Source organism: Actinomadura miaoliensis, from assembly GCF_039536785.1.
Lineage (GTDB): Bacteria > Actinomycetota > Actinomycetes > Streptosporangiales > Streptosporangiaceae > Spirillospora > Spirillospora miaoliensis.
The window spans coordinates 48216-69096 of record NZ_BAAAZG010000044.1 but is presented as its reverse complement, the minus strand read 5'-3'; the positions used below and the strand labels follow the sequence as shown (position 1 = coordinate 69096).

19 protein-coding genes and 4 tRNA genes are annotated in these 20881 nt (G+C 70.7%); 12 read left to right on the top strand and 11 right to left on the bottom strand.

Annotated features, from left to right (window positions below):
* Positions 1–69: 69 nt before the first annotated feature.
* The 5 genes from ABD811_RS28515 to ABD811_RS28495 are packed head-to-tail and all read left to right on the top strand — an operon-like array spanning position 70 to position 5746.
* On the top strand, positions 70–1335 hold the full coding sequence (locus ABD811_RS28515; protein ID WP_344953885.1) for an extracellular solute-binding protein: 1266 nt from the start codon (positions 70–72) through the stop codon (positions 1333–1335).
* Between the two features lie 55 nt (positions 1336–1390).
* The gene (locus ABD811_RS28510) at positions 1391–2326 is read left to right on the top strand and encodes a carbohydrate ABC transporter permease (RefSeq protein ID WP_344953883.1); all 936 of its coding nucleotides are present in this window, start codon (positions 1391–1393) and stop codon (positions 2324–2326) included.
* The gene (locus tag ABD811_RS28505; RefSeq protein ID WP_344953880.1) at positions 2326–3156 is read left to right on the top strand and encodes a carbohydrate ABC transporter permease; all 831 of its coding nucleotides are present in this window, start codon (positions 2326–2328) and stop codon (positions 3154–3156) included. The genes ABD811_RS28510 and ABD811_RS28505 overlap by 1 nt, the downstream gene beginning before the upstream one ends.
* 27 nt (positions 3157–3183) lie before the next feature.
* Positions 3184–4488 carry an ABC transporter ATP-binding protein gene (locus ABD811_RS28500; protein ID WP_344953878.1) on the top strand — a complete coding sequence of 435 codons (1305 nt, stop codon included), beginning with the start codon at positions 3184–3186 and terminating at the stop codon, positions 4486–4488.
* 7 nt (positions 4489–4495) lie between these two features.
* Positions 4496–5746 (top strand): DUF4032 domain-containing protein, encoded by a 1251-nt coding sequence (locus ABD811_RS28495; protein ID WP_344953875.1) that lies wholly within the window; start codon positions 4496–4498, stop codon positions 5744–5746.
* A gap of 90 nt (positions 5747–5836) precedes the next feature.
* On the opposite strand, the gene ABD811_RS28490 is transcribed toward ABD811_RS28495, so the two are convergent.
* From ABD811_RS28490 to ABD811_RS28460, 7 genes are all read right to left on the bottom strand, one after another.
* Positions 5837–6913: a L,D-transpeptidase gene (locus tag ABD811_RS28490; RefSeq protein WP_344953873.1), complete on the bottom strand. Its 1077-nt coding sequence runs from the start codon at positions 6911–6913 to the stop codon at positions 5837–5839.
* A 291-nt stretch (positions 6914–7204) separates the two neighbouring features.
* Positions 7205–8395, bottom strand: coding sequence for a fumarylacetoacetase (gene fahA / locus ABD811_RS28485; protein WP_344953870.1), 1191 nt, complete (start codon positions 8393–8395; stop codon positions 7205–7207).
* Positions 8392–9225, bottom strand: coding sequence for a hypothetical protein (locus tag ABD811_RS28480; RefSeq protein ID WP_344953867.1), 834 nt, complete (start codon positions 9223–9225; stop codon positions 8392–8394). Before ABD811_RS28480 ends, fahA begins: the two co-directional genes overlap by 4 nt.
* Complete coding sequence (locus ABD811_RS28475; protein WP_344953864.1) at positions 9222–10415, bottom strand: homogentisate 1,2-dioxygenase; 1194 nt, start codon at positions 10413–10415, stop codon at positions 9222–9224. Before ABD811_RS28475 ends, ABD811_RS28480 begins: the two co-directional genes overlap by 4 nt.
* Before the next feature lie 164 nt (positions 10416–10579).
* Positions 10580–11116 carry a MarR family winged helix-turn-helix transcriptional regulator gene (locus ABD811_RS28470; protein ID WP_344953861.1) on the bottom strand — a complete coding sequence of 179 codons (537 nt, stop codon included), beginning with the start codon at positions 11114–11116 and terminating at the stop codon, positions 10580–10582.
* 39 nt (positions 11117–11155) lie between these two features.
* Positions 11156–12070, bottom strand: coding sequence for a hypothetical protein (locus ABD811_RS28465; RefSeq protein WP_344953858.1), 915 nt, complete (start codon positions 12068–12070; stop codon positions 11156–11158).
* Positions 12071–12540: 470 nt separating this feature from the next.
* Complete coding sequence (locus tag ABD811_RS28460; protein WP_344953855.1) at positions 12541–13104, bottom strand: HD domain-containing protein; 564 nt, start codon at positions 13102–13104, stop codon at positions 12541–12543.
* A gap of 280 nt (positions 13105–13384) precedes the next feature.
* On the opposite strand from ABD811_RS28460, the gene ABD811_RS28455 reads away from it, so the two are divergent.
* Positions 13385–14446, top strand: coding sequence for an NsdA family TPR-like regulatory protein (locus ABD811_RS28455; protein WP_344953852.1), 1062 nt, complete (start codon positions 13385–13387; stop codon positions 14444–14446).
* Between the two features lie 60 nt (positions 14447–14506).
* Here ABD811_RS28455 and ABD811_RS28450 read toward each other — a convergent pair whose 3' ends face one another.
* The 4 genes from ABD811_RS28450 to ABD811_RS28435 form a co-directional block, all read right to left on the bottom strand.
* Positions 14507–15145, bottom strand: coding sequence for a hypothetical protein (locus ABD811_RS28450; RefSeq protein ID WP_344953849.1), 639 nt, complete (start codon positions 15143–15145; stop codon positions 14507–14509).
* A gap of 31 nt (positions 15146–15176) precedes the next feature.
* Positions 15177–15383, bottom strand: a complete 207-nt coding sequence (locus ABD811_RS28445) for a hypothetical protein (protein ID WP_344953846.1) — start codon at positions 15381–15383, stop codon at positions 15177–15179.
* Positions 15384–15479: 96 nt separating this feature from the next.
* On the bottom strand, positions 15480–16487 hold the full coding sequence (locus ABD811_RS28440; RefSeq protein WP_344953843.1) for an asparagine synthase C-terminal domain-containing protein: 1008 nt from the start codon (positions 16485–16487) through the stop codon (positions 15480–15482).
* A gap of 287 nt (positions 16488–16774) precedes the next feature.
* Positions 16775–17137: a DUF488 domain-containing protein gene (locus ABD811_RS28435; protein ID WP_344953841.1), complete on the bottom strand. Its 363-nt coding sequence runs from the start codon at positions 17135–17137 to the stop codon at positions 16775–16777.
* 67 nt (positions 17138–17204) lie between these two features.
* Here ABD811_RS28435 and ABD811_RS28430 point away from each other — a divergent pair.
* From ABD811_RS28430 to ABD811_RS28405, 6 genes are all read left to right on the top strand, one after another.
* Positions 17205–17280: transfer RNA gene (locus ABD811_RS28430), tRNA-Arg, on the top strand.
* Positions 17281–17299: 19 nt separating this feature from the next.
* Positions 17300–17374, top strand: a tRNA-Ala gene (locus ABD811_RS28425).
* 18 nt (positions 17375–17392) lie between these two features.
* Entirely contained in the window at positions 17393–18802 is a 1410-nt protein-coding gene (locus tag ABD811_RS28420) for a hypothetical protein (RefSeq protein ID WP_344953838.1), read from the top strand.
* 39 nt (positions 18803–18841) lie between these two features.
* Positions 18842–18916: transfer RNA gene (locus ABD811_RS28415), tRNA-Gly, on the top strand.
* Positions 18917–19005: 89 nt separating this feature from the next.
* Positions 19006–20754: a tetratricopeptide repeat protein gene (locus ABD811_RS28410; RefSeq protein WP_344953835.1), complete on the top strand. Its 1749-nt coding sequence runs from the start codon at positions 19006–19008 to the stop codon at positions 20752–20754.
* 46 nt (positions 20755–20800) lie between these two features.
* Positions 20801–20873: transfer RNA gene (locus ABD811_RS28405), tRNA-Gly, on the top strand.
* The last annotated feature ends 8 nt before the right edge of the window (positions 20874–20881 follow it).

The following is a 20881-nucleotide window of genomic DNA, read 5'->3' as shown; positions in this document are numbered from 1 at the left end:
GGTGAACGTGCCCGCAATGGTCCAGGAGGACGAACCCGGCCAAGGGCGCCCGGGCGGACACTGCGGGGCGTGGTCGCCGCCGCGCTGCTCGCCGGCGGGCTGGCCGCCTGCGGAGGCGACGGCGGAACGCCGACGCTCCACTGGTACATCAATCCCGACAACGGCGGGCAGGCCCGGCTGGCCGAGGCGTGCACGAAGGCGGCAGGCGGCCGTTACCGCATCGTCACGTCCATCCTGCCGAACGACGCGACGCAGCAGCGCGAGCAGCTGATCCGGCGGCTGGCCGCCAAGGACGACCAGCTCGACATCATGAGCCTGGACCCGGTGTTCGTCGCCGAGGCCGCCAACGCCGGATTCCTGCGCCCGTTCGGCAGCGCCGAGGCGCAGCAGTTCACCCAGGGCGTGTTCCCGGCCGCCGTGCAGAGCTCCACCTGGAAGGGCCGGCTGTACGCGGCGCCGTTCTGGGCCAACACGCAGATCCTCTGGTACCGCAAGTCGGCCGCGCAGAAGGCGGGCGTCGACCCGACCTCCCCGGGCTTCACCTGGGACCAGATGATCGACGCGGCGGTCCGCTCGAACCTCACGGTCGGCGCGCAGGGCAACAAGTACGAGGGCTACATGGTGTGGGTCAACGCCCTCGTCGCGTCCGCCGGCGGCCGCATCATCAGCGCGGCCGAGCGCGGCAACGACGCGTCCATCGACATCGGCTCCCCGGCCGGGGGCGAGGCGGCCCGGATCATCCAGAAGCTGGCCCGGTCCAAGGCGGCCAGCCCGTCGCTGTCCACCGACATCGAGGAGCAGGCGCGGTCGATGCTCAACGGGCCGCGCGGCGGGTTCATGGTGAACTGGGGCTACATCTGGCGCGCCGAGAACGACGACGCCAAGAACGGCGTCATCGACAAGAACATCCCGGGCGACCTGGGCTGGGCGCCCTACCCGCGGGTGACGGCGAGCCGGCCGAGCAGGCCGCCGTTCGGCGGCATCGAGCTGGGCATCGGCGCGTTCGGCAAGTACAGGGACACCCACGCCGTCGACGCGGTCCGGTGCATCACCACGCCCGAGAACATGAAGAAGTACATGCTCGACTCGGGGAACCCGGCGGCGCGTCCCGAGGTGTACGACGACCCCGAGATCAAGCGCGAGTTCCCGATGGCCACGCTGATCCGCGACTCGATCAACGCGGCGGCGCCCCGGCCGATCACCCCGTACTACACCGACGTGTCCGCGGCGGTGCAGAGCAGGTGGCACCCGCCCGCGTCGGTGAACCCGCAGACCACGCCGCGCCGCTCGGCCGAGTTCATCCGCGCGGTGCTGCGCGACGAGGCGCTGCTGTGACGGGGGGTCGTGCTGTGAGGAGACGGGAGGCCCCCGCTGTGCCAGGAGGTGCGTCATGACCGCCCAGGTGGAGACGGCGCCGGCCGCCGGACCGGCCGGACGCGCGGAGATCTCCGACCGGGCCCGGGCCGAACGCCGGCTGGGCCTGCTGCTGTCGGCGCCGGCGGTGGTCGTCATGCTGCTGGTGACCGGGTACCCACTGCTGAACGCGCTGTACCTGTCGCTGTTCAACTACCGGCTCACCGCCCCGCAGGACCGCGAGTTCGTCGGCCTGCGCAACTACGCCACCGCGCTGTCGGACGGGCTGTTCTGGCAGGACGTGTTCACCACGTTCCTGATCACCGTGATCACCGTGGGCGTCGAGCTGGTGCTCGGGTTCGGGCTGGCGATGGTGATGCACCGGGCGATCTTCGCGCGGCGCACCGTGCGCACCGCGATCCTGGTGCCGTACGGGATCGTCACGGTGATCTCGGCGTTCGCCTGGCGGTACGCCTTCGACCTGCAGTCCGGCTTCGTCAACTCCTGGTTCGGGCTCGGCGACTTCGCCTGGTTCTCCGACCGGTGGGCGGCGCTGTTCGTGATCTGCCTGTCGGAGATCTGGAAGACGACGCCGTTCATCTCGCTGCTGCTGCTCGCCGGGCTGGCGCAGGTGTCGCGCGACCTGGACGAGGCGGCCACGGTGGACGGCGCGACCGTCTGGCAGCGGCTGCGCCGCGTCACGATCCCGAACATGAAGGCGGCGATCCTGGTGGCGGTGCTGTTCCGCACGCTGGACGCCTGGCGGATCTTCGACAACCCGTTCGTCATGACGCGCGGCCAGGAGCAGACCGCCACGCTGTCGTTCCTGACCTACGACCAGACCATCACGCGCACCGCGATCGGCATGGGCAACGCGGTCGGGGTGCTGCTGTTCCTGTCCGTGGTGCTGATCGCGGCGGTGTTCATCCGCGGCTTCCGGGTGGACCTGTCCCAGGTGAGAGGTGATCGTTGATGGAGACGGGGCGTTCCAAAGCGCTGTGGATCGTCGCGTCGCTGCTGATCCTGGTGTGGACGATCTTCCCGATCCTGTGGATCGTGATGCTGTCGTTCAAGCAGCCCGGGGAGATCGGCAACGTCCAGGGGTTCCTCCCCCAGGACTGGACGCTGGAGAACTACCGGACGGTGTTCTCCACCAGCCTGTTCACCTCCGCGCTGATCAACTCGATCGGGATCTCGCTGATCGCCACGTTCGTCGGGGTGCTGTTCGCGACGCTGGTGGCCTACGCGATCGCCCGGCTGGAGTTCCCGGGCAAGCGGCTGATCCTGTCGTTCGCGCTGGCCATCGCGATGTTCCCGGTGGTGTCGCTGGTCGGGCCGCTGTTCGACCTGTGGCGTGACCTCGGGCTGTACGACACCTGGCCGGGGCTGATCATCCCCTACATCTCGTTCGCGCTGCCGCTGGCGATCTGGACGCTGTCGGCGTTCTTCCGCGAGATCCCCTGGGAGATGGAGCAGGCCGCGCAGGTGGACGGGGCCACGACCTGGCAGGCGTTCCGCAAGGTGATCGTGCCGCTGGCGGCGCCGGGGGTGTTCACCGCGGCGATCCTGACGTTCTTCTTCTGCTGGAACGACTTCGTCTTCGGCATCTCGCTCACCTCCACCGACCGGGCCCGGCCGGTGCCGGCGGCGCTGGCGTTCTTCACCGGTCAGTCGCAGTTCGAGCAGCCCACCACGGCGATCTGCGCCGCGGCCGTGGTGGTGACGATCCCGGTCGTGGTGATCGTGCTGCTGTTCCAGCGGCGGATCGTCGCGGGGCTGACGTCCGGCGCGGTCAAGGGCTGACAGGGCTGACACGAGGAGGGTTGCGCCATGGCCGAGATCACGATGAAGAACATCGTCAAGAGGTACGGCGACGGTTATCCGGCCGTCAACGACGTCAGCCTGGACATCAAGGACGGCGAGTTCATGATCCTCGTCGGCCCGTCGGGCTGCGGCAAGTCCACGCTGCTGCGCATGATCGTGGGCCTGGAGGACATCACCTCCGGCGAGCTGCGCATCGGCGGCAAGGTCGTCAACAGGGTCGCGCCGCGCGAGCGGAACCTGTCGATGGTGTTCCAGAACTACGCGCTCTACCCGCACCTGACGGTGTTCGAGAACATCGCCTTCCCGCTGCGGCTGGCCAAGACGCCCGACGACGAGGTGCGGCGGCGCGTCAACGAGACCGCCGAGCTGCTGGAGCTGACCGACCACCTGGAGCGCAAGCCCGCGAACCTGTCGGGCGGTCAGCGGCAGCGGGTGGCGATGGGCCGCGCGATCGTCCGCGAGGCCAACGCGTTCCTGTTCGACGAACCGCTGTCCAACCTGGACGCCAAGCTGCGCGGGCAGATGCGCACCGAGATCTCCCGGCTGCAGCGGCGCCTCGGCGTGACGACCGTGTACGTCACGCACGACCAGACCGAGGCGATGACGCTGGGCGACCGGGTGGCGGTGCTGCGCAAGGGCGTGCTGCAGCAGGTGGGCAGCCCGCGCGAGCTGTACGAGCAGCCGTCCAACCTGTTCGTGGCCGGGTTCATCGGGTCGCCGTCGATGAACTTCCTGCCCGCCACCGTGGACGGCACCGTCCTGGACACCCCGCTCGGCCGCTTCGACGTGGGCGACCGGCGCAAGGTCGAGGCGGTCGGGGACCGCAGTCTGGTGCTGGTGGGCATCCGTCCCGAGCACTTCGAGGACGCCTCGCTCGTCGGCGACGAGCGGCGCGAGCGCGGCTCCGTGCTGCGGGTGCACGTGGACGTCACCGAGTGGCTGGGCAACGAGCTGTACGCCTACATCCCCTACGAGGCGCCCGCCGACGTGGCCGCGCAGCTGCGCGAGCTGTCGCAGGAGCTCGACAGCGACCAGATGCGCACCCAGGCGGTCGTCGCGCTCGACGCGTCCAGCCTGATCAGCCCGGGCGACGAGGCCGAGCTGTGGATCGACACCTCGCGCATCCACCTGTTCGACCCGGCGACGGGCGAGAACCTCACCCGTGACGAGGAGCGCGTGGCGGCGCTGGGACGGCTGGCCGACAAGGAGCGCGAGGCGCAGCGGCGGGTCCAGCGGGGCACGCCGTCCGAGTCCGGCGGCACGGCCGCGTCCGGGGCCGAGAGCGACGGGGCCGAGGCCGCGGCCGGGTAGGCGGCGGATGAGGTTCGTCTTCAAACCGCCGGCCGAGGCGGCGAGCGGGCTGCTCAGCCTGCCCTGGCACCGGCCGCTGGGGCAGTGGCGCGAGGAGCGCCTGGTGGAGATCCGCCACCGCGGCCTGTCCCGGCACACGGTGCGGTTCGTCGCCGAGGCTGGCGGTGTCTACGCGCTCAAGGAGCTGGACGAGCGGCTCGCCCGCCGCGAGTACCGGCTGCTGCGGCGGCTGCGCGAGCTGGGCATCCCGGCCGTCGAGGTGACCGGCATCGTGGTGGACCGCCCGGACGGGCAGGACGCGGTCCTGGTGACGCGGTTCCTGGACCACGCCAGCTCGTACCGGGCGCTGTTCGCCAACCCGCGCGGCGGCCACCACCCCACCGACCGGCTGCTGGACGCCCTGGTCGAGCTGCTGGTCCGGCTGCACCTGGCGGGCTTCATGTGGGGCGACTGCTCGCTGTCCAACACGCTGTTCCGGCTGGACGCGGGCGCGTTCTCCGCCTACCTGGTGGACGCCGAGACCGCCGAGCTGCATCCGTCGCTGTCGGAGGGGCAGCGCACCTACGACGTGGAGCTGGCCCGCGAGCGCATCGCCGGCGAGCTGTTCGACCTGCACGCCGCCGGGCTGCTGCCGCCGGAGCTGGACCCGGTGGCGGTGGCCGACGACACCGTCCGCCGGTACACCGCGCTGTGGGACGAGCTGACCCGCGAGGAGGTCATCGGCCCCGAGGAGCAGCGGTTCCGCATCGCCGACCGGCTGCGCCGCATCAACGAGCTGGGCTTCGACGTGGACGAGGTGGAGCTGGTCGACGCGGGGGAGACCGCCGACGGCAGGCCGGGCAACATGCTGCGGGTGCGCACGCTCGTCGCCGAGCCCGGCCACCACCGGCGGCTGCTGTTCGCCCGCACCGGCCTGAACGCCCAGGAGAACCAGGCCCGCCGCCTGCTCAACGACATCGCCGGTTACCGCGGCCACCTGGAACGCGAGTCGGGCCGTCCCGTGCCGGAGGCGGTGGCGGCCAGCAGGTGGCTGACCGAGGTGTACGACCCGGTGGTGCGCGCCGTCCCCGACGACCTGCGCGGCCGCCTGGACGAGGTCGAACTGTTCCACGAGGTGCTGGAACACCGCTGGTTCCTGTCGGAGAAGCTGGGCCGCGACGTCGGCACGACCACCGCCGCCCGCGACTACTTCCGCAACGTCCTGCCGCACGTCCCGGACGAGATGACGATCAAGCCCGTCCTCCCGTCCGCCGACTAGGGGGCGTCGCGGGGGGCGTGGACCCGTGAACGCCGACGGACGCGGCACCGTCGCCGGTGACCGCGTCCGTCGGTGGAGTCGGGAGGGGGCTCAGTGCAGCGCGCTGCCCTTCTTCCAGGTCTCGAAGGGGAGCTGCCAGAACGACCAGCCGTTGTCGTACTGCAGCTTGCGCCGGGTGCCGGTGATGTTGACGATGTCACCGGGCTGCACGGTGCGGTAGAACCACTGGGCGTCGTCGGCGGGCTGGCGGACGCAGCCGTGGCTGCAGTTGGCGCGGCCCAGGCAGTACTCCTCGCCCGCCGTCTGGTGCAGGTACTCGCCGCTGTTGGAGATGCGGACCGCGTAGTTGATCAGCAGGTCGTAGTAGCCGGGGTCGCCCTTCTTACGGCCGGGCGCGATCATCCGGACCGGGTTGCCCTTCTCCATGGTCAGGTGCGTGCCGCTGGTGGTGGTGTACTCCAGCGTGGTGCCGTTGCCGCCGCTGACCGGCACCGAGCGCACCTTCTTGCCGTCCACCTTGACGACCATCCGGTGCTTTTTCATGTTGATGGTGGTGATGCGGGCGGCGCCGATCTTGAACGTGCGGTTGAGGTCCTTCGTGGCGTAGACGCCCTTGGCGACCCGAACCCCGGCCAGGTGCGCGTTCAGCTTCACCGTCTGGTGCGCGGGCCAGTACGTCTTGGTGCGGTAGATGACCTTCTGGTCGCCCATCCACCGCCAGGCGCCCTCGACCGGCTTCTCGGCGGTGACCTCCAGGGCCCGCTCGACCGCCTTCTTGTTGGCCACCGGACGGCTGAAGTCGACGATGATCGGCGTGCCGACGCCGTAGGTCTTGCCGCGGTTGCCCTCCAGGATCCAGTCCAGGGAGGCGGTCGCGGTCTGCGCGGCCGTGGGCCTGAGCGTGCGGAACGTGCTGGTGGCCTGCGAGACGGTGCCGATGGAGTTCTTGGCCGTGGACGTCACCGTGTAGTTGGTGCCGGGGCGCAGCGTCCACTTGGACCGCCACTCGGTGCGCTGGGCGTTGAAGGCGCCCTCCACCTGACTGCCGCCCGCCGTGACGCTGACCGACTGCAGCGTCCCGCCGGCCGCCTTCACCACCACGCCGCGGTCGGGGCGCGCCTTCTCGGAGCCCTGCGCCGGGGTGATCGTCACCTTGGCGGCGGGCACCTTGGTGTCCCCGCCCGCCGTGGTGGTCTCGTGGGTCTCGGAGGATGAACAGGCCGTCAGCCCCAGCGTTCCGACAAGCAGAACGATTCCGGCCGCCCAACGTCGATTAGCGATGCCGCGTGTGCGCAACTGTGCCACCCCAGGCCGTCCCCGACTTTTCCCGCCCTGCAGATAGGACAGGAGTGACCTCGAATGATAGGTCAAAAGTAGATGATGTTGGAAAAATACCGGTTGTTCAGACTGCGGGGACGGCCCGCGACATTACGATTTGGAATCAGTCGATCACGGTGGTCACTCGCTCCGGCGGCCGGACGCCGCCGGGAGGACGCGTCCGCGCACTTCACCGAACCCCACGACGGAACCGTCGGCGCCGGGCGCGGTCGCGGAGATGGCGACCTCGTCGCCGTCCTCCAGGAAGGTGCGCTCCTCGCCGTTGACCCGCAGCGGCTCGCGGCCGCCCCAGGTCAGCTCGATGAACGCGCCGCGCTGCTCCTTTTCCGGGCCCGAGACGGTGCCGGAGGCGAACAGGTCGCCGGTGCGCGCACTGGCGCCGTTGATGGTCATGTGCGCCAGCATCTGCGCCGGTGACCAGTACATTTCCCGGTATGGCGGACGCGAGACGACCTGGCCGTTCCAGGTGACGGTCATCTCGATGTCCAGCCCCCAAGGCTCCTTTTCCCGCAGGTAGGGCAGCGGCTCGGGCTGCTGCGGCGGGGTGGGGACGCGCGCGTTCTCCAGCGCCGCGAGCGGCACCACCCACGGCGACACCGACGTGGCGAAGCTCTTGCCCAGGAACGGGCCGAGCGGCACGTACTCCCACGCCTGAATGTCACGGGCCGACCAGTCGTTGACGAGCACCGCGCCGAAAACGTGCTCGGCGAACTCCTCGCACGCCACGGGGCTGCCGAGCGGCGAACCGACGCCGACGACGAATCCGAGTTCGGCCTCGATGTCGAGACGGCGGCTCGGCCCGAATTCCGGCGCGGCGTCGGCCGGGGTCTTGCGCTGCCCACTGGGCCGGACGATGTCGGTGCCGGACACCACGACCGTCCCGGCGCGGCCGTGGTAGCCGACGGGAAGGTGCTTCCAGTTCGGCATGAGCGGCTCGGAATCCGGGCGGAACAACCGGCCCAGATTGGACGCGTGGTGCTCGGAGGCGTAGAAGTCGACGTAGTCCGCCACTTCGATCGGCAGATGCAGCCTGACCTGGGACGATTCATGAACTGCCGCGTCCGGTACGTCCCCTTGCGCCAGTTCGGTGATCCGTTCTCGTGTTTCCGCCCAGCGGCGCGGGCCCTGCGCCATGAACGCGTTGAGCGTGGGCCGGGCGAAAACGTCGTCGTCCAGCGCCACCGCCAGATCGATCACCGAGTCACCGAGGCGCACCCCCACGCGGGGCTCGGTGCCGGGCGTGGAGAAAACGCCGTACGGGAGGTTGCCGACGCCGAAGGGCGAGCCGTCGGGAACGTCGATCCGGGTCATCGGACATCTCCTTCGGATTCCGCGAGCGCCGCCGGGAACAGCCCCAGCGTCACCAGGTCGGTCAGGGGATCGGCGATGCTGCACGTGCCGAACGACAGGAACCGGCTCCGGACGGCGGCGACCCGCGCCCCGTCCAGCCGCCTGACGCGGTCGGCGAGGACGGCGCCGTCGCGTTCGCCCAGCGTGCGCGCCAGTTCGCCTTCGGAACGCCCGTCGAGCGCGTCGTCGACCGCGAGCAGCACGTTGAGGAAGCCGTGCTGTTCGAAGCCCGTCTCCGGGTCGGTGTTGCGCACGGCGTGGTGCAGCCCGGCGGTGGCCTTGAACGGCACGTCCGCGTCCACCACCGCCTTGATCGCGGCGGCCAGCTCGCCTTCGTCCGGATACATCTCGGCCCGCACGCCGCCGGTGCGGAACTTGGCCTTCATGTCCGTGCCGGCCAGCCCGGCGACGATCTGCGCCCGCCGCTCGTCCCGCGGCACCTCCACGACCACGGTCGTGCCCTTCACCTGCCGCAACTCCGCGAAGAACACGTCCACCGGCATACCCGCCGGCACCGCGACCTCCACGGACCGCACGCCTTCGGCCTCGGCGGCCTCGGCGGCCTGGCGCGGCCCCTCGGGCGCCGTCACGATGAGCGAGAGCGGCTCTCCCGGCAGGGCGCGCAGGTCGTCCAGCATGGGCGCCGCGACGACGAACGAGCCGACCAGCTCGGCGTACCCGGCGCGCTTGTGCGCGCGGTGCGCGGGAACGGCGTCGCGCAGCGGCATCGACCCAGGGGGGAACACCGCCGCGTCATCGCACAGCCCTCGGGCGAAGGCGGGAACGGTCATCGCCGCCCTCCCGCCCAGCTCCACGCGTAGGCCGGGTCTTCGCAGGCCAGGCCGCCCTCACCCAGCTCCAGCGGCCGGAACGTGTCGACCATGACGGCCAGCTCGTCGAAGAACTCGACGCCGATGCCGCGTTCGTAGGCGCCGGGCTGCGGCCCGTGCGGGGTCCCGCCCGGGTGCACCGACACCGACCCCTGCGCGATGCCCGAGCCCTTGCGCGCCTCGTAGTCGCCGCCGCAGTAGAACATGACCTCGTCGGAGTCCACGTTCGAGTGGTAGTACGGCACCGGGATGGCCAGCGGGTGGTAGTCGACCTTGCGCGGGACGAAGTTGCACACCACGAACCCCGGGCCCTCGAACACCTGGTGCACGGGCGGCGGCTGGTGGACCCGTCCCGTGATCGGCTCGAAGTCGTTCACGTTGAACGTGAACGGGTAGAGGCAGCCGTCCCACCCCACCACGTCGAACGGGTGCCGCGCGTAGGTGAGCCTGGTGCCGACGACCCCGGCGGACGTCCGATGCTTGACCAGCACCTCCACGTCCGTCTCGTCGCGCTGGATCGGCTCCTCGGGGCCGTGCAGGTCGCGCTCACAGTACGGGGCGTGCTCCAGGAACTGCCCGAACCGCGACAGGTAGCGCTTGGGCGGCGCGACGTGCCCGTTGGCCTCGATGGCGTACGCGCGCAACGGCCCGTCGCCCTCGGGCAGCCACCGGTGCGTGGTCGACGTCGGGATGACGACGTAGTCGCCCTCTTCTGCGCGCAGGGCGCCGAAGACGGTCTCCACGGTCGCCGTCCCCGACTCGACGTAGACGATCTCGTCGCCCAGCGCGTTGCGGTAGAGCGGCGAGGGCGCGGCCGCGACCACGTAGGAGATGCGCACGTCCCCGTTGCCCAGGATGAGCCTGCGGCCGGTGACGACGTCGGTCTCGCCCCACGCTTCCTTGGGGAACAGGTCGTGCAGCTTCAGATGCCGGGGCCTGAGCGGATGGTTGGGCGTCGTGGTCACGTCCGGGATCTCCCACGGCTGCGAATCCACGATCGCCGACGGGATCTCGCGGTGGTAGAGCAGCGAGGAGTCGGCCGAGAAGCCCTCCTCGCCCATCAGCTCCTCGAAGTAGAGCCGTCCGCCGCCGTCCCGATGCTGGGTGTGCCGCTTGGGCGGCACGTCGCCGACCCGCCGGTAGTACGCCATGCGTCCCTCCTCGCCGCCACCGGGGCAAAGTAGTTAACACATGTACTATCGCACCGCCCGCCGCCGTCCGCCACCCCCTGGGAGGGGCGAACCGGACGTGCGTCCGTTGGAGCGCTCAACTGGGCAGTCGAACCATCGGCCAGGCGACCGCGCCGGCCGGTTCGTCAGCTGCGTTCGCGCACGTCGAACCGTTGACGGCCCGCGATCAGCTTGTTCAACAGCATGATCAGGATGTGCTGCTCTGTGTCGGTCAGGGCGTCCGCCCACTCGTGCTCGCGGGCGTTCTGCGCGGCGAACACGTCCAGCATCGCCCGCTGCCCCTGCTCGGTCAGCGACAGCACCACCGTCCGGCCGTCCCGCTCGCCCGGCGACCGCACCAGCAGCCCGTCGGCCTCCAGCGACTTGGCCAGGTTGGACACCGCCGCCCTGGTCATCCCGGCCACGGCGGCGGCCCGTCCCGGCTCCAGCGGACCCGCCAGCCAGGTGACGAACAGCAGCCGGAACCCCGCCCACGACAGCCCGCGCGGCCGGTGCACCGCCGCCTCCAGGTCGTAGGTGACGATCGCCGAGGCCCGGTTCAGGGTCAGCAACAGCCGCGTGGCCGTCCGGTGTCGGAACCCGAACTCCTCCGCCAGCCTCCGCTCGGCCAGCTCGACGAACGACCAGAAGTCCAGAGCGTCCGTCCCACCCTCACCCGCCATGCGCCCAGGCTAGCCGCCGATAGTTAATACATGTATTAACTACTCAGAATCTCCCGGCGCCGTCGGGACGGAGCGCAGTACGGCGACCACGAGCGTCAGACCCACGACGATGCCCAGGACGTGCTGAACGACTGCGAACGGCGTGTACTCCGCGGCCACGAAGCCTCCAGGCTGGAAAATCACCATCGGCAGCTTCCAGCAGCTCCACGCGAACAACGAGCCCGAAGCCGCGTAGGCCGGCGTCATGGCGATCCACACCCGAAGCCGGGCGGGCCGACCGTGCGTGAGCGCCCAGGTGCCCCAGGCGCCGAGCAAGGCCCACAGCCCCGAGTTGGCGTTCAGCAGCCGCCCATTGAGATCCCACTGATCACGATGAGCCGGGTCGAGCCCCAGCGTCCCGCCCAGCGCCCGGTAAGACCAGAGCAGACCCAGCCCGGCGGCCACTGCCATCGCCACCGTCACGACCGGCGACGGGCGGGCACGGCCGTCCCCGACCCGGCCGAGGAAGGCCCGCGGCCATCTCTCCCTCAGATAGATCGGCAGGGCCACCGCCAGGCCCACGGCCATCCCGGCGAACCCGATGGTGATGAACACCGTCTCCCAGCGCGGAGCCGCATCGGATCCGCCGCCGTCACCCCGCTCGCCTCCGAACGCGCCGAGAATTCCGCTGATCAGCGCGTACGGAAGCATCGGGACCAGGAAACCCGCGCCCACCCAGGAAAAGAAGATCACCGGCGCTGCGGGCAGCCGACGTCCCCAATGCTGGGCCAGCGCCAGTCCCAGAGCGACCCCGGTCGCCGCCATCACCACGGTGACGAAGTTCAGCACCACCCAGTCCGCGGTGCCGAAGTCGTCCGGACCGTGCCCGAGCAGGGCGGCAGCGACCCAGACGAGCTTGACGACAAGGTAGAGCGCCATGCTGAGCGCCGCCGCGTAACCGGCGACCCTGCGCACCGCGCTCCAACGCGCACCGACCCCCACCGCAGCCGCTGATCCCTGCGTCACGCTGAACTCTCCCCGCGCGCCGACCGATCTGGACACCGGCGAGCCTTCCGGACCCACCACCCACGCGGGACCCGCCACGGTAGGAACCGCCGACGACCTGTTCCCCCACACGGGGGAATCAAGATCACCCTCCGGGCCCTTGCCTCCCGGCCGCGCACCGGACACGCCCCCGTCCGGCGCTCCGGACACGCTCCGACCCGGAGCCGCAGACGCGGCCTGGCTTTGTCCGGCGGATATGACCTGGCCGCGCACCGCGGACATGGCTCGACCAGGCACACCCACTGCCGTTTCGCTTGGCCTCTCCGGTCCGGCTCGCCGCACACGGACCGGCTCGGGGTTGGCGCGGGGGTGGGGCCATGGCGCTGCCTGGAGTGGACGCACTGGATCTGTGCGCGGCCTTGCGTGCCTTGGTTCGTTGGCTAGTCTCCGTTCATCGCCCGCGCCAGCCACTCCAGCGACCCTGTTTCCAGCGCCTCCCGGGCAAGCCGCTTGGCCGACTCGGTCTGGAGTTGCGTCAGCGAGCTGTCGATCCACGGCTGGGTGTTCTGGTTGCCCTGCTCCCGGTACTCGACGGCCTGGAGGAGGCATTCGAGCTTGTCGGCGTCCCGCGCGCACACGGCCTCGGCGCTGGCCTTGCCCTCGTACTCCCCGACGACCCTCTTGATCATCTCGGCGACCGGTTCGGGCAGGCCGCGCACCTGATGCCCGGTGACCTCCTCATTGGACGCCTTCGTCACATAGGGCCTGGCCAGGTAGGGGATGTCGGTGAGCCGCGTCTCCTGGCTGTCGTGGAACAGACTGAGCAGGGCCGCCCGCGCCGGATCGGCCCCCTCCATCTCGGCGAGCACACTCGCGATGACCGCCGCCCGGAACGAGTGCTCCGCGATGCTCTCCGGATCCCTGATACCCGCGATGAGCCACCCGGTCCGCTTGTACCGCTTGAGCAGCCCCAGTTCGTACAAGAACCCCGCCGTCTGCCCCATGTGAACCCTCCCTTTCAATGCCCGTCCGCCATCCTGCCCGAAGGCGCAGACGTCACCCGGTCGGCGGTCGGGCCACCGCCGGGGAGTCTCCGCCTGCAAGAGAATTCGCGCCGTGGCAATGCTCGCCATTATGCGAATCCATGCTCGGACCGCGCTCGGCCGCCGTCGCAGTGTGGGCAGGTGATCGTGTTGGAGAACCTGGTCACGTGCCGCAGGCGCACGGGCACAATGGCGTGTAGAGGGGGAGTAATTCAGATTACGGCGAACCGAGAGGCATGAGATGACCAGCGCCGATGAACGGCGGCGGATCGGCGTCCGCCTGCGGAGCGAGCGCAATCGCCGCCACTGGACTAAACCGGAAATGGCTCGCCGAATCGCCCAGAATGTGACTGACCAGTGTCCCGATCTGGACACGCTCATCTCGTACGTCAAGCGCTGGGAGGCGGGCAACGTCGGCATCAGCGAGCGCTACCAACTCGCCTACGCCGCCGCGTTCGGAATGGACGTGGAGGAGCTTTTCGGCCCCCACACGGACGCCCGGACGTCCCCGTGGCGAGCATCGGGGTACGGGGAGTTCACCCCGGACGACGAGGAGCGACTCACTCTGGTGACGCTGCGTCCGGCGCGGCTGGATCGTGGGGCGCTGGAGGCGCTCGCGGCCGTGCTCGCCGGACAGCGGCGGCTTGAGGACGCCATCGGCGCCGCGGCCCTTCTCGGACCTGTCGCCGGGCAGCTTGACGCGACCACGCGGATGCTGCGGGATGCGTCCGGGCCGCTGCGGGATCGGCTTGGCCGGATCGTGGCCGAGTGGACGGTCTATACCGGGTGGCTGCACGCGGCACTCCGTCAGGACGAACAGGCGCTCGCGCTATTCGGTCGCGGTGAACAGCTCGCCGACGAATTCGAGGACGGCACCATCGCGGCGCTCGCCACGAGCTTCCGTGGGTATGTGGCCAGGCAGCAGCGGCGCCCGCGCGCGGTCGTGCGCGCGGCGTGTGCGGCCTTGGCGACGCCGGGCGGGCACCCTGTTCAGCGGACGTTCGACCAGTTGCAGGCCGCCCAGGGGTATGCCGCCCTCGGTGAGACCGAGCAGGTGCGGCGTCTGCTTGACTCGGCCGCCGAACGGGCCGCGGACGGCGTTGCACCACCGCCGCCGGTGTACTGGTACTCCGAACCGTTCTTCCAGCTCAACATCGGCATGGTGCATCGCGACATCGGCGCGTACGCGGACGCTGTGGCGTTGCTCGACGCCGGGCTACGCGCGATGCCGGCCGACCAGGCCGACGCCGAGTGGCTCGGCGAGTACAAGACCGCGCGCGACGAAGCCCGCGACCGCGCCTGACGTTCCAAGCGGCGTTCTCCCGCATATGGCGAGGCCGGCCCTGCAGAGTGAACCGACCGCTCAGGGCGTCGCTGTGAGCGGCAACCGCTGACATGGTGTGTTCGTTGAGGGGACGTGGCACTCATCGCTTTTGTGTCGATCCCTGGCCTCGTGCTCGGACTGGTCGCCTTCGCCGTCCTCGACCGTGCGGGTCTGTGGGCACATCGCAGGTTCCGTCTGCCGTGGCGAAAGGACGAGGCCGGCCGCCCCATCTCGGCGGTCGCCGTCGGTGAGCTGGATGCCTTCTTCCACGGCACGCACCGTCACGCGATCGATCAGCGCCGTTCCTCGCTGATGCTGCGAGACGAGGAGGGCGACAGCGGCCCGCCGCGCACTCGCATCGATCTCGACGCGGGAACCGCCGTCGTGCGACGCCCGCAGGACTCCGCCTGATCGAACCGAGCCGCACCCGACCCACCACGGATTGCGGCCCGACGCGTCACGGCGTCGAGGGCAGGTCGGATCCAGGGAGTTCTGCTTTCGACGTAGCAGGGCCGTGCGGCGCGAGTGGGCACGCACGGCGAACAGCACGGCCACGGTGATGAAGATCGCGCTCATCGGCCAGTGCGGAACAAGGCCGCGAATCCGGATGGCGGCCAGCGTGAACGTGACGGTCGTGGTGAGCAGCGCGGCGGCCACGCCGAGCCGGGCGGCGATCACCCCAGCCAGGGCGAAACAGCGGGGCTCCGGGTCACGTAGTCGGCTCGCTGATGGCGAGATGGAGCTGGGTGGCCACAGCCTCGGGGTCTTCCGTCTTCGGGTTCGTGTAGGTCGTGGCGCCGGGCAGGCGTGCCGCGATCAGCTGGTCAGGGGTTCGCGGCGGCCTCAGCGGAGCGACCTCCGGCATCGGTGAGGCGATCGCACGCTCGCTCGCGGCCGCCGGAACGACCGTGCTCATGGTCGGACGCAGCGACCAGCGCCTCGGCGACACGCGCACGGGGCCGCGCCGCCGTTCGCGCAAACGGGCACTTCGGCTCAGCGGAAACAGGTCGAGCTAGTCGCCCTTCAGGATGGCGAGATAGAGCCGGGTGGCCACGGCCTCGGGGTCTTCCGTCTTCGGATTCGTGTAGGTCGTGGCACCGGGCAGGCCGGCCGCGTAGGCGCGGGCGGCGGTGGCGAGTGCGCCCATCAAGCCGGACGCCCTTTGTATGGGCGACTTAGCGGTCCACGCGAGGTGCTTCGCGCCGCTGGGCAACAGCGCGTCACAGGCGATCCGAAGCGCGAGCTTGTCGACAGGACTGCCGTCATGGTCGCCGAACAGGGCGCGCGGTGCGAACCGCGCGGCGAGCCGCCACCAGCGGACGGTCTGGAAGACATGGATCAGGCGGTCGGCGTAGCGGTCCAGGAGGGCGGGATAGAAATCTGGGACGAGGCGGTCGTAACGAAAGTTCGCCGCCGACTCCTCACGGATCAGCCGATCGATCTCGGCCCGGGCCTCGTCGCTGTCCAGAGGGTGAGTCGGCTTCCTGCCACCGCCGAAGATGGCGTCGGCACCGCTGCCTGTCAGGATCGGCCCCGGGTTCGCGATACGGTCCAGGCTGCGGCGGGCGGCGAGCAAGGGGATGCCGGCGGTGACTTCCCACAGTTCGGACGTCCCGATCCGGCCCATCACGTCCCGTGCGAGCTGGACGACCTCATCAGCCGTGAGCTCGATGATGTCGTGCGGAAGCCCCAGCGCGGCCGCTGCGGCAGCGGCATGGGGCCTGTCCGCCCCATCGCCGGTCACGATCGTGATCGCCTGCGCGCGGACGCCAAGATCCGCCGCCATGGCGGCGACGTAGATCGAGTCGACGCCCCCGCTGAGCAAGATCGACGGGGTGCCGGGGAAACGTTCGAGCACCGCTTGCACACGGGAGCGGGTCTCGTCCGCGATCAGCTTCGCGGCTGCCTGCGGATCGGTGAGTGTCCGGGCGTCCGGGTCGGGCACCGAGAGGTCTCCGAGCAGGTCCGAGACGAACTCCATCGGCTCGGACGTCGGCGGCGACAAGAAGATGTCCTTCACCCTTTCCATAGTGCCGGTTGGGTTGGTGGCGTCAGGCGAGTCCCGCTGCGAACCATGGCGCGTCGTTGACCGGGTGCCGAAGGGAGGGATTGAACGGGCCGGGTGCTCCAGCGCCCAGGCGACGTATTGGTGCGGGGACGTGCGCAGGACCTCCTTCGCGGAGCCTCCTTGTTCCACGCCAGTGCCGTGCACCGGTCCGTCAGTTCCCGTTCGGCGAACGCGGCGAGCGGGGCCTGGATGGGCGTAGGGCTTTGAAACTCACCGTTGCAGTGGGGGGCGCCTCCGGCTCAACCTGACAGGGCCTTGAGGAGAGTGGGGACCTGGCTGTGGTCCATGTCCTTGGTGGCGGTGAGCAGGGTCAAGGGGCCGGACGCGGCGAGTTCCCGGAGATGGTCCAGCGCCTTGGTGTGGGCCTCGTCGGCGAGTTCGGCTTCGTAGCGGCGGCAGAACTCGTCGTAGCGGGACGGGTCGTGACCGTACCAGCGGCGCAGTTCGGTGGACGGGGCGACGTCCTTGAGCCACTCGTCGATCCGCGCGGAGTCCTTGGACAGGCCACGCGGCCAGAGACGGTCCACGAGGACGCGCGTGCCGTCCTGGGGTTCGGGCTCGTCGTAGGCCCGGCGCACCCTGGGCTTGGCCGGTCTGCTCATGTTCTGGGTCGTGCCCGCATCCTTTATCGCTATTCGCGGTGCACCGGTGGGCCCTAAGCTGCGGGCGGCGGGCCATAGCGCAGAGGTCGTCGCGCCCGGCGGCGCATCCGGGAGGACGCCGGTTCGAATCCGGCCGGTCCGCTCCCCGAAGGCGTTGTCCGGTGGGCCGTAGCGCAGAGGTCGTCGCGCCTGGAACCGCATTCCAGGAGGACGCCGGTTCGAATCCGGTCGGCCCACACCGTTGTGGAGGTGCAGGTGACGTCGTGGAGGGGCGCGTGCCCGTTCTTCCCCCGGCTGCAGGCGGGTGTGTGGGCGCGGGTGCGGCGGTACGCGGTGCCGCGCTGGATGATCGAGGAGGCGACCGAGCGGCGCTTGGCGGGGGACTGGCGGGGCGCCTGCGTCGTCGCGAACGTCGACACGGCCGGCATCGACCTTGCGCGCGTCGCCCGTGAGCGGGGCGCGGCGGTCGCGGAGGCGATCGAGGACGACCTGCGTCACCTCGCACCTGACCTGCTGCGCTGGCACCTGCCCCGCGATCGCACCCTGTGGGGCGACGACGAGATAACGCTGCGTTCGCCGCTGGTGTTGGCCTCCTACGAGGGCGCGTTGCTGCGGGTGCGCCCCGCACGTCACGGGTCCGATCTGCACGGCGTCGTCCTAGAGGTCTACCTGGGTGGGCGGCAGCCGGAGACGCCGAACGACTGGACCGGGGTTCGGCACCTGTGGGATGTGCGGCGCGTCCCCGAACTCCTCGCCTGGTGCGGCGGCGACGGGAGGGCGCCGTTCTTCCACGCCGACGGCACGCCGCTCACGGCATCGGAGCTGCCCGCGTGTGATCCCGGCCCTGCCGATCCGGTGGGACGCACTGAATGGATCACGCTGCTGCACCAGCGTGGCGACATCGCGGCGGCCTTCGCCGTGGCGGGCATCGAGACAGACCCCCAAGGCGATCCCCTGGAGCGGGCGCATCGTTTCCCCCTGGCTCCGTTCCGGCTAAAGCAGGTGATGAGCCGATGGAACGCGCGCCACTTTCTCGTAGAGGACGCGATCGACGCCTTCGGTTATCACTACCTGGCTGGACAGGACCGCGCCGGGCGGCTCGCCCTGCACTTCGAGTGGGACGAGGACGGCGGGACGCTGGGCGTGACCAAGGCGCCCCCGCGGCTCCACGGGCCTCACCGCCGCCTGCCCCGCGTGTACTGGGAACGGTACGTGGATCTGGACCTGCTGTGGGCGGGACGCATCACGCCCGACGAACTGCATCCGCTCGTGCGTTCGGCGCTTTTCCCGCAACGGCCCGCCCCGGACGGGCCGGTCGGTCCGCCTGATCCGGGTCCGCCTCCTGTCGTGCGGGTGCGGTGCCGTGGGGAGTGGCACGAACTGGTGATGGTGGACGGTGTTCTGCGTCCTGCCAGGCACCACGACGGCGAGTGGCTACGCGAGAAGGCGATGGTCGCGTTGGGCGGCCGTAGTTCCGGGTGTTTCGCCGTCCTGGACGCCTGGGGGAAGGGCACGGTCCGCTTGCCGAGGCGCCTGCGCGCCTACCGGCGTGAGGTGATGGCCCGGGCGCGGCACCGCGACGGGCCCGGTTTGCAGCGCATGCGGGAACTCGGATGTGATCTGGACGTGCGCGACTCTTCGGGGCGTCCGGTCGTCATGCCGTAAAGGCCGGCCGGGTGAGGCTGCCGTTATGCTGCGGGGCGGCGGGCCGTAGCGCAGAGGTCGTCGCGCCGGGTCTCCCAAACCTGGAGGACGCCGGTTCGAATCCGGTCGGCCCGCCCCTCGGGGAATCGCGGACGCGTCACGGTGTTCTCTGGTACCTATGCCGGATGTCCGTATTCGCCTCCCCGCCCCCAACCGAAAACCGCATGCACGATCCGGCCGCGTACGCCCGGCGGCTTCTGGACCGAGGAGACATCGACGGGGCCCTGCCCTGGCTTGAACAGGCAGGCGGCGCGGGGGACGCGTGGTGTGTCCGCGCGCTGGCCGCGGCGTTGCGGGACCGCGGCGAGTACGAGCGGGCCGAGCGGTGGTACCACGTCGCCGCCGAGCGCGATGGCGGGTGCGCGTTCGGCCTGGCCACGCTGCTGGAGGAGTCGGGCGACACGGCGGGCGCGGCGCGGTGGTACGCCCGGGGCGCCGAGCTGGGCAGCGCGGAGTGCCGGACGAACGGGGCGCTGCTGCTGGCCGCGCAGGGGCGGCAGGACGAGGCGGAGCGGCGTCTGGAGGAGGCCCTGGCACGGGGAGACCAGACGGCCGGGCACGCCCTGGAGGCGATGGAGCGGTTCCGCTCCTTCGTCTATGAGCGCGAGGACATGGTCGCCGAGGCCATCGCGGGAGGGGACTACGCGACTGCGCTTCAGGCCGTCGCCGAACTCGGGCAGGATGTCGCCGATTTCCGCGCCTATCCGTACTTCCAGGACGACGCGGTGAAACTGTTCGACAAGGTCGTCGACCTGACGGACGACGACAGGCCGCTCGTCTGGAAGGGCCTGCTGCTGGAGCGCGTCGACCGATGGGACGAGGCCCACCGGACGCTGGAGGAGGCGGCACGGCGTTTTCCCGGCAGGCCTTACGCGCCGTTCACGTTGGGCGTCCTGTGCAGGGAGCGGGGGCTCGTGGGGGAGGCCGAGCACTGGCTGAGGAGGGGCGCCGCCCTCGCGGACGCGTCCTCGATGTGGGAGCTGGCCGGCCTGTGCCTGCGCCAGAGCCGTTTCGCCGAGGCGCGCGACTGGTACGCGGCCTACGGCGAGCACGCCGGTGACAACGACAACCGCGACGTCGAAGGCGCGCTGGAGCGCGTGGAGACGCTGCGGCGGACGGCCGGAGCGGCCACGGCGGCGGACGCCGGGCGGCTGGAGGGGCTCCGCGCCGCCGCCGAGGGCGGGAACGTGGACGCGGCCGTCGAACTGGCCGGGCTGCTCGAAGAGGCCGGACGGTTCGCCGAGGCCGCGCACTGGTACGGCATGGCGGCCGAGCGGGGGGACGTCGCGGCCGGGCTGGCTCTGGGGGAGTTGCTCTACGGACGTTGCGAGGCCGAGCCGCGGCATGTGGTCGGGTGGTTCCTTCCGGCGGCCGAGGCGGCCTACGAACGGGCCCGTGCCGCGTCCGAGCCGGACGAGGAGGACGTGGGGCTCGTCGAGCGCGTCGGGCACCTGCTGATGATCGCCAACGACGCGTTCAACGCGGAGAAGTGGCTGCGCCGCGCCGCCCGGCTCGGGCACGGCAAGGCGGCGTGGTGGTGCGGCGACAGGTCCGACGAGTACGGCGACGTGCAGGAGGCCGAGCGCATGTGGGCGCTGGCGGCGCGGCGCGGGGTGGCGTGGTGCGGCTGGCCGGCGGGGCGCAGCATGGTGCGGCGCGGCGCGTACGCGGAGGCCGAGCCGCTGCTGCGGCTGGCCTGGGACGGCCGCCACGACGAGCGCCCGCTGCACGAGGCCGCCTACTGGCTGGGCCTGTCGCTGCGCGGCCAGGGCCGCCTGGAGGAGGCCGCGCGGTGGCTGCGCACCGCCGTGGACGTCCACCACCACGTGCGCAGCGCCATGGGCACCGCGCTGTTCGATCCGCGCGCCGCTCTGGCCGAGGTGCTGGACGAACTGCAACGGCACGAGGGATAAATCCAAAGAAGTCCGGCAGGTCGGTCGGTAGGCTCACCGTCGGTGATGGGCCGTAGTGCAGAGGTCGTCACGCCCGCCTGCCAAGCGGGAGGACGCCGGTTCGAATCCGGCCGGTCCATCACCCCGT